The organism is Cyanobium sp. Cruz-8D1 (assembly GCF_024345975.1).
In the GTDB taxonomy this organism is placed as follows: domain Bacteria; phylum Cyanobacteriota; class Cyanobacteriia; order PCC-6307; family Cyanobiaceae; genus Cyanobium.
Genome location: NZ_JAGQCD010000012.1, coordinates 88507 through 98105 on the forward strand (window position 1 = coordinate 88507; position 9599 = coordinate 98105).

General features: G+C 67.8%; 7 protein-coding genes. 6 read left to right on the plus strand and 1 reads right to left on the minus strand.

All coding sequences use genetic code 11. The features are described from left to right. Positions 1-57: 57 nt before the first annotated feature. From KBZ33_RS09595 to KBZ33_RS09620, 6 genes are all read left to right on the plus strand, one after another. Positions 58-1539, plus strand: coding sequence for a mechanosensitive ion channel family protein (locus KBZ33_RS09595; RefSeq protein WP_254952610.1), 1482 nt, complete (start codon positions 58-60; stop codon positions 1537-1539). A gap of 319 nt (positions 1540-1858) precedes the next feature. Continuing rightward, a complete protein-coding gene (locus KBZ33_RS09600) occupies positions 1859-3379 on the plus strand; it encodes an NAD(P)/FAD-dependent oxidoreductase (RefSeq protein ID WP_254952609.1) in 1521 nt (506 codons plus the stop codon). 53 nt (positions 3380-3432) lie between these two features. Then, on the plus strand, positions 3433-4425 hold the full coding sequence (locus KBZ33_RS09605) for a glycosyltransferase family 2 protein (RefSeq protein WP_255011676.1): 993 nt from the start codon (positions 3433-3435) through the stop codon (positions 4423-4425). Beyond that, entirely contained in the window at positions 4422-5642 is a 1221-nt protein-coding gene (locus KBZ33_RS09610; protein ID WP_254952607.1) for a glycosyltransferase family 87 protein, read from the plus strand. The genes KBZ33_RS09605 and KBZ33_RS09610 overlap by 4 nt, the downstream gene beginning before the upstream one ends. A gap of 107 nt (positions 5643-5749) precedes the next feature. Continuing rightward, entirely contained in the window at positions 5750-7546 is a 1797-nt protein-coding gene (locus KBZ33_RS09615; protein WP_255011680.1) for an ABC transporter ATP-binding protein, read from the plus strand. Continuing rightward, on the plus strand, positions 7543-8838 hold the full coding sequence (locus KBZ33_RS09620; RefSeq protein WP_254952604.1) for an AGE family epimerase/isomerase: 1296 nt from the start codon (positions 7543-7545) through the stop codon (positions 8836-8838). Before KBZ33_RS09615 ends, KBZ33_RS09620 begins: the two co-directional genes overlap by 4 nt. Before the next feature lie 36 nt (positions 8839-8874). Here the strand turns inward: KBZ33_RS09620 and KBZ33_RS09625 are convergent, their stop codons facing one another. After that, positions 8875-9447, minus strand: a complete 573-nt coding sequence (locus KBZ33_RS09625; protein ID WP_255011683.1) for a hypothetical protein — start codon at positions 9445-9447, stop codon at positions 8875-8877. Positions 9448-9599: the final 152 nt, after the last annotated feature.

The window sequence follows — 9599 nt, forward strand, 5'->3', positions numbered from 1 at the left end:
TCCCCAGGAGCCGAAGACCAGGGTCAGCGGCAGGATGGGTCGATCGAAGCGAGTGCCTTGGCCCTGCTGCAGATCTGGATCAGCGCCCTGCTCGCCACGACCGGGCTGCTGGTGCTGGCCCGCCTCTGCCGCCACAGACAGCTGCCAGCGGTGCCGCTGCGGTTGCCGCTGCTGGCCATCGCCGCCTGGGCCCTGCTGAGTTCCCTGCCGCTGCAGGGGTTGCCGCCGGCCTACCGGGTGTGGGTGCTGATCACCGACGACCTGCTGCTCACCTACGCCGCCATCCTCCTCACCCTCTGGGCCACCCTGCAGGTGCCCGCCCACCTGGGGCTGTGGCGTCCTCCACCGCAGCTGCTGCTGCAACTGCTCACCCTCGGCAGCGGTGCCCTGGCCACGGTGGTGCTGGTGCGGCAGTCGGCACGGTTCGATCTGGTGGGACTGGTGACCACCTCCGCCGTGCTCACCGCCGTGATCGGCCTGGCGGCCCAGGAGTCCCTCAAGGACCTGTTCGCAGGTCTGGAGCTGCAGCTGGGGGATGACTTCACCGAAGGGGATTTTCTGGAGCTGGACCAGGGGGTGCGCGGGGTGGTGGTGCAGGTGAGCTGGCGCGACACCATGCTCCGCAACATGGACGGCCAGCTGGTGGTGGTCCCCAACAGCCTCGTCACCGAGAGGGTGCTGCGCAACCTGGGCCGCTCCGGGGCCGTCAGCAACCGTTTCACTGTCGGCCTCGACTACGACCTGCCGCCGGCCCAGGCCAGGGCCCTGCTGGAGAAGGTGGTGCGGCAGCATCCCAGGGTGCTGCAGGAACCGGCCCCCCGGATCCGGGTGCAGGAGTTCCAGGACAGCGCCATCGCCTACGAGCTGCAGGTGTGGCAGCGGGAACTGGGGGACGGCGCCATCGGCGATCTGCGCAGCGACCTGCTGGAGCAGATCTGGTACGCCCTGGCCAGGGAGGGGCAGAGCATTCCCTTCCCGGTGCGGGAACTTCAGCCGCGCCGCCCCCGCGACCGTCCCCAGCGGCCCAGCCGCCCCTCCCCCCAGCAGTGCTGCCAGATCCTGGCCAGCGTGGGGATCTTCACCGAGCTGAGTGGCGAGCAGCTCGAGACGCTGGTGGAAGGCAGCCACCAGGTGGCCTATGGCCCCGGCGAAGCGGTGGTGCAGGAGGGGGCCGAGGGGCGCTCGATGTTCCACGTGCTGCGGGGAACCGTGGAGATCCTCAAGCAGCTGGAGCCGGGCCACACCGTGGCCGTACGCCAGCTGGGGCCGGGTGAGGTGTTCGGCGAGATGACCCTCTTCCTCGACGCCCCGCGCAGCGCCACGGTGCGGGCCACCGAGGAATGCCTGCTGCTGGAGGTGGACCGGGACAGCATCAAGGGGCTGCTGGACGAGAACCCGGACCTGCTGGAGCGCTTCGCCGCCATGGTGCACGAGCGGCAGGCGGAGCTGAACAGCCTGGATCGCGAACAGCACACGGAACACTCCAATGCTCTGCTGGACACGATGAAACGGCTCTTCTTCGCCTTCAAGGGCACCTGATGGACGGCAAGAAAGGGCCCGGATCAGCGCTGTCCTCCCTGCTGGCCAGCCGGCCGCATTATGAGACAGCGGCGATGACGGCGGATGCCGACATCAAAACGCCACGCAACTGAACGGGCCCCGGAATGGAAGCCGCCCAGAGAGATCCTGTAAGGTGCCCGTCAGCCACCTTGCGGACAAAGTGCCCCCGGCCCACATCAATGTTTCGGGTGTCACGATTAAGGCTCGGGCCGCCAGAGCTCCGCTGGACATCATTGCCCTGTGGGCCAACCTTCCGGCTGCTGGCTAACGCTCAGCACCTAATCAGAGCCTTCCACAGTTGCAGCCTCCTTCCGTCGGGATCATCGGTGCAGGCCCTGCAGGCCTCACAGCGGCCTATCTGCTGGCCAAGCAGGGATGCAGGGTGGATGTGTGGGAAGCCGATCCCACCTACGTGGGCGGCATTTCCCGCACGGTGGTGCACAAGGGATTTCGCTTTGATATCGGCGGCCATCGCTTCTTCTCCAAATCCGGCGAAGTGGAAGCGTTCTGGACCGAAATCCTGGGCGACGACATGCTCACCCGGAATCGCCTGTCGCGCATCTTCTACGACGGCAAGTTCTATAACTATCCCCTAGAAGCCAGCGAAGTCGTCAGAAATCTGGGGAAGCGGGAATCCTTGCTGAGCGTGGGCTCCTACCTCAGCAAAAAGCTGTTCCCCGTTCACCAACCCGCCAACCTGGAAGAGTGGGTCACCAACAAGTTCGGCGCCCGGCTCTACGCCAAGTTTTTCAAGTCGTACACGGAGAAGGTCTGGGGAGTGCCCTGCCGCGAGATCGCCGCAGACTGGGCCGCCCAGCGCATCAAGGGGCTGTCGCTCACCCGGGCCGCCCTGGCGGCGTTCTGGTCTCCCCCCGCCACCGAGGCCGGCAGCGATCGCTCCAAGGTGATCAAATCGCTGATCGCCTCCTTCCGGTACCCCAGGCTCGGGCCCGGGATGATGTGGGAAGCCACGGCGGAGCACGTGCGCGCGCTGGGGGGACAGGTGACGCTCGGCGCCCGGGTCACGCAGCTCATCCGGGAGGACGGGGCCGCGGAAGAGGCCACCGAGGGAATGGCGAGAGGCGAGAAGGCGGCGGCGTGCTGGCAGCTGGAGGTGGAAGGCCCAGGGCTGGGGGCGGCGGGCCTGGCGGCTGGCACCAGGACCTACGACCAGATCATCTGCTCGGCGCCACTCAGCTGGCTGGTGCGCTCCATCCGGCCGGGCCTGGCGGCGGAGGCCCTGGCGGCCGCCGCCGCCCTCAAGTACCGCGACTTCATCACCGTGGCCTTGATGCTCAGAACCAGCAAGGACTTTCCCGATCACTGGATCTACATCCATGATCCGGGCATCCGGGCCGGGAGAATTCAGAATTTCGCCAATTGGTCACCGGAGATGGTGCCCGACTCCGCCATCACCTGCCTGGGCCTGGAATACTTCTGCTTCCAGGGGGATGATCTCTGGTCCATGGCCGACGACGAGCTCATCGCGCTGGCCGCCCGTGAACTGGAGGCCCTGGGGCTGGCAGGCAACGAACCGATCGTGGATGGAGCGGTGGTGCGCCAGCCCAAGGCCTATCCCGTCTACGACGACACCTACAAAACCCACATCCAATCGATACAGGCGGCACTGATGAGCGCCGGTGAAGGCTTGCAGGTGGTAGGCAGAAACGGCATGCACAAGTACAACAACCAGGACCATTCCATGATGACGGCCATGCTGGCCGTCAAGAACATCCTCAGCAACCAGCCCATCTATGACACCTGGAAGGTGAACCAGGACGCCGAATACATCGAGACCACAGGCGAGGCCACGCCATGACATCCCGCCACCGAGCGGCTGGCGCGGGCAGTGGGCTCACCTGCTCGGTGGTGATGCCCACCGTCGCCTGGGACGGGTGCTTCGAGGACTGCGCCCAACGGGTGCTGGAGCTGCTGGAGAGGCCCGAGGTCCAAGCCGACAGCTTCCTGGTGGTGTTCGACGGCGTGCCGCCCGCAACGCCGACCTGGCTGACGCAATCGCCGGCGCAGCTGCTGGCCACCGGCCACCGCTCCGGACCGGCGGTGGCCCGCAACCTGGCGGCCGAGCGCGCCGCAGGCGACATCCTGGTGTTCGTGGATGCCGATGTGCAGCTGCACCACGACGCCCTCGGGCGCATCCGCCGGCACTTCGAGGTCGACCCGCGGCTCGATGCCGTGTTCGGCAGCTACGACGACCGCCCTGCCGCCCCCGGGCTGGTGAGTCAGTTCCGCAACCTGCTGCACCACCACACCCACACCAGCCATCCCGGCCCGGCCTGCACCTTCTGGGCCGGCTGCGGAGCCATGCGGCGCAGCCGCTTCCTGGCCCTCGGCGGCTTCGATCGCCGCTACGAACGCCCCAGCATCGAAGACATCGAACTGGGCATGCGGCTGGCGGCGGCGGGAGGCAGGCTGCTGCTCGATCCCGCCATCCTCTGCACCCACCACAAGCGCTGGAGCCTGCGCTCGATGGTGGTCACCGACATCCGCCAGCGGGCCCTGCCGTGGAGCCGCCTGCTGCGCCGCCGCCCGCACGGGACGGTGGGTCTCAACCTGACACCCGCCGCCCGGTTCAGCGGCCTGCTCACGCTGCTGCTGGTGGCCTGCCTGCTGGCCCTGCCCTGGGCGGCGCCGGCCGGCTGGGGCGCCCTGGCCTGCCTGCTGGCCCTGCTGGGGCTGAACCGACGCTTCTACGCCTGCTGCCTGCGGGTGCGGGGGCCGGGGTTCCTGCTGGCGGCGATCCCGCTGCACCTGCTCTATTTCTCCTATTCCTCGCTCACCTACGCGCTGGTGGCCGTGGAGCACTGCTGGCGGCCGGCGCGGGCCCCGCAGCCGGCGGCCCCATGAGCGGGCCCAACCGCCCCCGGCTACGGGCGCTGGGATTGGCGCTCCTGGCGCTGCTGGCCGTGGCCGCCCTGCTGAACGGCCTGCTGTTCGCCTGGCTGTCCCCCGGCGGCGACATGTACCTGCGGCTGAACGAATACAGCTACTTCCGCACGGGCGTGTTCCCCCATCCGCAGCTGGCCCTGCGCAAGGGGCTGGAGATCACCGCCTTCAGCGTCTATCCGCCCTATGCCATGCCGATGTTCGCCCCGTTCTTCCACCCGGGCGGCGCCGTGCAGGGGCGGCTGGTGATCCAGGCGCTGAGCCTGCTGAGCCTGGGCCTGATCGGCTGGGTGGGCCAGCGGCTGCTGCGGGGAGCCGGTGCGGCCGCCGGCGTACTCGGAGCCCTGGCCGGCGCCGCCATCTCCGGCAACAGCAATGCGCTCGCCCAGGGCCAGTTCTCACTGATCTGCATGGGGCTGATCACGGCCCAATGGCTGCTGCTGGCGCGCCAGCAGCAGCTTCCGGCGGGCCTGTGCTGGGCCCTGGCGATGATCAAACCCCAGATCGCCCTACCTTTCGCCCTGCCCTTCCTGCGGGCGCGGCGGCTGCGCGGGCTGGTGGTGGGGGTCGCCCTGCTGCTCGCCCTCAGCGCCGTGGCCTTCTGGCACACAGGCGTCACGCCGCTCGATTACCTGCAGATTTGGACGCGGCCCCAGTCGATGGATTTCATCCGCGGCGGCAGCCAGTCGTCGGCGGGGGATCTGGCGGACAGCTTCGGCCTGAGCGCCGCCGCCAGCCAGCTGCTGGTGGCCGGGCTCACGGCCGCCGCCGTCAGCCTGTGGTGGTGGTGCCGACGCCAACAACCGGAAGACCCGCTGCAGACCGCCGCGGTGTGTGCCGCGGCCAGCGCCGTGGGCTTCTATCACCTCAACTACGACAACATCCTGTTGTTTCCGGCCCTGCTGATGACGCTGCGGCTGGCGATCACGCGGCAGCGCCCCCAATGGCGCCTCCTGGCGGTGGCCATGGCGCTGTCGCTGTGGACGCCGCAGCGGATCATCGAGCGCGTGCCACTGGGCGGGCAGGCCCAGCTGCTGCTGTGGCTGCTGGTGGGGATGGTGCTGGCCCTGCAGGCGCCGGAGCTGGATGCGGGCGGCGCACCGCTGGAGTCACGGTCCTCAGGCAGCGAGCCAGTGGCTCCCATGGACGCAGCCGCTGAGCCGGGAGCGCGGCCGTGAGGCGCGCCCATCCAGCCGCTGCGCCGCCCACCCCGCCACTGGCAATCGGACGCCGGGAGCGAGGCGCCCGCCACTGGTGGGCCAAACGGTGCACCACTCTCCGTGCGGTGGGCATTCCCTTCGTGGCCACCACGCCAGTGGCGCGCATGATCCGCGCCACGGCGCGCCAGCAGTGGCGACTGCTGGCCGTGAACGTGGTCTCCACGGTGCTGCTGGCCGTCACGGAGTTCGGCAGCTTCGCGGTGATCTTCCGAGCGGCGGGCCTGCTGGCCGGGGCTCCCCCTTCCGGCCCCTGGGGGCTGGCCACCCTGCCCCAGGACACCCTGTTCCTCGTGTATCTCAGCGCCGCCCTGGTGCTGCAGCTGCTGGCCAGCGGCAGCCGCTACCTGAACGGGATCACGGCCGGCTACTTCGCCGCCCGCTGCCAGGCCTGCATCACGCCGGAGCTGCACCGCCACATCCTGAGCCTGAGCTATGCCTGCGCCAGCCGCTTCAAGGTGGGCGACCTGGTGCACCGGGCCACGGTGTCGCCCCAGGCGGTGCAGTTGGAGATCGAGCAGCTCGGGCGGATCTGCTCCAACCTGATGCTGGTGCTGGCCTATGTGGCCATCCTGGCGGTGCTGTCGCCGGCGCTGCTGCTGGTGGCGATCGCGCTGGGCGGGGCAGTGGCGGCGCTGCAACGCACCATCCGCCCCCGGCTGGCCCGGGCCAGCGGCGTGCTGGAGGGGAGGCGGCGCGAGGTGGCGGCCCGCATCACCGAAGACATCCAGTTGCTGCGGCTGCTGCACAGCAGCGCCGCCACAGGCGGTGCCCAGCGGCAGGTGGCCGCTCAGATGGCGAGCCTGGAGGCGCCGATGCGGCAGCTGAGCCGCCTGATGAGCATCCAGGAGCCGGTCAGCGACCTGCTGCCTGTGGTGGCCGCGCTGCTGATCGTGGGGCTCAGCTGGCAGCTGTTCGGCGGCAGCGCCGAAACGTTGATTCCCAAGCTGGTCACCTTTGTGCTGGCCCTGCAGCGGCTCAATCTGCGCCTTATCCAAACCGCTGCCAGCTTCAACCAACTGGCCGAGAACAGCGGCCGGATCGAGCAGCTCGACGACCTGCTGCAGACCGGCGACAAGAGCTTCCGGCGCCAGGGCGGCAGCCCCTTCACGGGCCTGCGGCACGGGGTGCGCTTCGAGGCGGTCGGGCTGCGCTTCGAGGCCCGCGCCGAGCCCAGCCTCACGGCTATCGACCTGTGGATTCCGGCCGGCAGCACCGTGGCCCTGGTGGGGCCGTCCGGGGCGGGAAAGTCGTCGTTGGTGGATCTGCTGGTGGGCCTGCAGGATCCCAGCAGCGGCCGGGTGCTGATCGACAACGTTGACCTGTGCAGCCTCGATCTCGACAGCTGGCAGCGGCAACTGGGCGTGGTGAGCCAGGACGTGCTTCTGCTGAATGCCTCGATCCGCGACAACATCGCCTTCGGCAGCGCGGATAGCAACGTAGCCGCGATCGAAGCGGCCGCCCGCATCGCCGGCGCCCACGGCTTCATCAAGGAACTCCCCCACGGCTACGCCACCGCCATCGGCGAGCGGGGCTACCGGCTGAGCGGCGGGCAGCGGCAGCGGCTGTCACTGGCGCGCGCCCTGCTGCGCGACCCGCAGCTGCTGATCCTCGATGAAGCCACCAGCGCCCTCGACAGCCACAGCGAGCACGGCATCCAGCAGGCGCTGGCCGCCTTCCAGGGGCCGCGCACGGTGCTCACGGTCGCGCACCGGCTCAGTTCGATCGTGCAGGCCGATCAGATCGTGGTGATCGAGCAGGGGCGGATCGTGGAACAGGGGCGCCACCAGGAGCTGCTGGCGACCGGCGGTGCCTACGCCCGCCTCTGGCTGCGGCAGAGCCGGGCCGGGCAACGGGCGGAATGACCGCGCCAGCGGCCGCCTGGCGCGATCCGGTGGCACGGCTGGAGGCGGCCCTGCCGGCCTTGGCGCGAAACCTGAACGAGGCCGTGCTGCCGTTCTGGTACCCGCACGTGCTGGACCAGCGACACGGCGGTTACACCGTGGCGCTTGCTGCCGCGGGGCGGCCGGGGCCGCAGCCGACGAAATCACTGGTGACCCAGGCACGCCTGCTGTGGCTGTTCGCCCGCCTGGCCTACAGCGAGCAACCGGCGGCGGCCATGCGGGAGGCGGCGGAGCACGGCTACCGCTTTCTTGTCGATCGCTTCCAGGACCCGGTGCACGGCGGCTACGTGTGGACGGTGGACGCCAGCGGCAGGTGCGTGGTGGATGGCACGAAGGTGATCTACGGCCAGGCCTTCGCGCTGTTCGCCCTCTCCGGCTACGTTCGCGCCACGGGCGATCCCGAGGCCCTGGCCCATGCCGGCGAGCTGTTTGATCACATCGATCGCCACGGCCATGACGCCGTCTACGGCGGGTATCACGAACTGTTCGGCGTGGATTGGTCGGCGCCAGCGGCGCGGCGGACTTCGCCGATCGGCGGTCCGGCAGGCGCCAAGCTCACCAACACACACCTGCACCTGCTGGAGGCGCTGGCTGAGTACGTGCGCGCCAGCGGCTCCCTGCGGGCACGGCAGCGGCTGTTGGAGCTGATCACCATCCTGGGCAACACCGTGGTGCGGCAGGAGCTGGGCGCCTGCACCGATCAGCACCAGCGCGACTGGACGCCGATCCTCAGGGGTGGAGGGGCCCTGGTGTCCTACGGGCACGACCTGGAAACCATCTGGTTGCTGGCGGACGCGATCGAAACCGCCGGGCGGTCGAACGCGACCTGGCTCGATGTCTATGGCCGCCTGTTCGATTATTCCTATCGCCACGGCTGGGATGGCGCCCGGGGCGGCTTCTTCTACAGCGGTGGCTTCCACCGCAAGGCGCAGGACCGCCGCAAGGTGTGGTGGGTGCAGGCCGAGGCGCTGATGAGCAGCCTCACCCTGTTCCGGCTGACACGGGAAACACGGTATGTGCAAGTGTTCGAGCAGACCCTGCAGTGGGTGATGGAGCAGCAGACCGACTGGACGGAAGGGGAATGGCACGCCGAAGTGCACCCGGATGGGTCCGTCAACGGTGCCAAGGCCGACCAGTGGAAGGAGGCTTACCACAACGGCAGGGCACTGATCTTCAGCATCGAGATCATCAACAGCCTGCGGAATGCCCTGAGCAACGACGGGCAAGCGAGGAGTGAGCAAGATCAACGCTAACTCCGGCTGCGAAAAAGCTGGGAGCGCCAAAGTGCTTCACCAATCATGATTCACTTCATATCCCAACCGAATCAGCGCATCATCAAAACAACCGATGAACAGAGCCTTCAGGCGTTCATCAAATACCTGAGCCCATTGTTTAGCGCGGCCATCCCTGACATGCCCCAGGCAATCGGCACCACCGCGAAAGATACTCACACCTCTGACAATAGCCAAAAGCTCGGGCAAGGCATCCTGCGAATAACCCAAGAAAGAAAAGATGTCAGCCATGCACTTCATCCCCTCGCCGCCAGCAATTGCTTCATACTTGACTTCAAGAATCAAGGGGTTCGAGTAGGTCCAAGACAACATCTCTCGAATCGTACGCCCACCCTCATGGCGCATTTCAAAAGCAATGGCATCAGCCAGAGAACGGCATCCGCGGATCGCCTGCTGATAGCTCCGTCCTAACAACCTCGCCTGCCGAACATGGAGCCACGCCTCGCCAGAGCGACCGTGATAGTGGGCACCCGAGATCAATACGTCCCTGGGATCGCGAATCAGATGAAGACCTCGATAGGGCCTGGGCAGATCAGAGAATACAAAACGACTATGATCTTGAAGGAACACATGAGCATCAGCTGGCAACCCATTTCTTGATTACCCATAAGCCTCCGCGAGCCTCAGTGCCCACTCCGGGCAGGGCTTACAGCAGCAGACCGCATTCGCAATCCGCTCAGTCATCCTCGCCAACACAAAGCGTCTGTTGAAGCGGAAGCAGA